The sequence below is a fragment of the Xanthomonas sp. SHU 308 genome (assembly GCF_000364645.1).
GTDB classification, from domain to species: Bacteria; Pseudomonadota; Gammaproteobacteria; order Xanthomonadales; family Xanthomonadaceae; genus Xanthomonas_A; species Xanthomonas_A sontii.
Map to the genome: position 1 here is coordinate 1 of NZ_AQOK01000888.1, position 518 is coordinate 518.

The 518-nt window shown below is 74.9% G+C and carries 1 protein-coding gene; it reads right to left on the reverse strand.

Annotated elements, in window-relative coordinates; translation table 11 throughout:
• Nucleotides 1-390, reverse strand: a 390-nt coding sequence (locus D588_RS0122875; protein ID WP_017917643.1) for a PfkB family carbohydrate kinase, incomplete at its 3' end; no start/stop codon positions are given.
• Nucleotides 391-518: the final 128 nt, after the last annotated feature.

Below are 518 nucleotides of genomic sequence, written 5' to 3' on the forward strand. Positions count from 1 at the left end.
TAGCAGCTCGGCCAGGCGCGCGCCGACGCTGTCGAGCTGCGCCTGGTCCAGGGCCAGGCCGGGCAGGTTGATGTCGGTGGTGGCGCCGCTGTCGTCGGCGACCAGCTTGAGGTTGGTGCGGGTGTCGCCGGGCACGCGCAGGCAGCGGTCGTCGATGCCGCGTTCGGCGAACAGCGCCTCGAACGCCTGCGCGTTGTCCGCGCCGAGCGCGCCGAGCGCGGCGCAGCGCAGCCCGGCGTCGGCCAGGCAGGCGGCGACGTTGATGCCCTTGCCGCCGGCGATGGCATGGGCGCTGCGCGCACGGTGCACCTGGCCCGGTTGCAGCCGGTCGATCGCCACGGTCAGGTCGATCGCCGGATTCAGGGTGACGGTGACGGCATCGACGCTCATGCGCCGGCTCCGCCGTCGAGCGCGCGCACGTCCGCCGCGCTCTCGCACTCCAGCGCGCGCTGCGCCAGCGCCTGCAGCGCGTCCAGGCGGCTGCCGCGCAGGCGCGCCTTCACTGCGGGGATGTCGTT